1 pseudogene is annotated in these 750 nt (G+C 49.6%); it reads left to right on the top strand.

The window, feature by feature from the left end:
• Positions 1-750: pseudogene (locus tag ACNPNW_RS16425) on the top strand (BREX-1 system phosphatase PglZ type A); the annotation flags it as partial.

Genomic DNA, 750 nt, shown 5'->3' with positions numbered 1-750 from the left:
TGCCGAGCTGATGCATATCGTTCTGGCACTGGCAGATGAAATGGTACAGCAGAACCTGGCTCTGGAAGTCAATCCAGACTCCTTTGCTGAACTGGAAAAATTCCAACTGGTGCCGGCTTTGGTCACCGCATTACAGGCGGAAATTGGTTATCCAGCATCGGTTGAAGAATTGAATGGGGAAGCACCATTCAAGCTCGGTACGTTCTTTATCCGTTTGATGACTACAGGTTTCTGTGAAAGCCTGGGCGATATACCGCTATGGGCTCAAGAACTGGTGATGTCATCTGTCAGCTCCCGTGCAACAGCCAGAGCCTTTTTGTCGCGCTGGAGAGACAGCTCCAAATACTACCCAACCTTCGATACACTCTCCCAGACCGTGGCCAATGCACTGCGGATCCAAGAAAAGGTCGGGGCTTTTGATCTGGAGCAGCTGCTCGATGTCATGACCTTTGAAGTGATTGAACAAAAGATCATTGTTGATTTGGCCAGTCATATCCCTGCAGCAGCCAAAGCTGAACTGGAACATTTCAGAACGATTATTTCTACCCGTCTGGATGGCTATTGGGCGTCCAAACATAAGGACGATGCAACCCGCCGTAAATACCGTACCGTCTATACAGCGTTGCAGGCAGCGATTGAGCTGTTCAGCCTGCGACTGCAGTTTGATTCTGGGTTCTATTTCGACTCCAGCGAAGCCTTGTATACAGCCTACGAGCAAGAGTTGTATCGCTTTGATATGGCCTATCGCCA

The sequence above is a fragment of the Acinetobacter endophylla genome (genome assembly GCF_053543775.1).
Note: the sequence above shows the minus strand (reverse complement) of the source record. Positions and strands in the feature narration are given on the sequence as shown.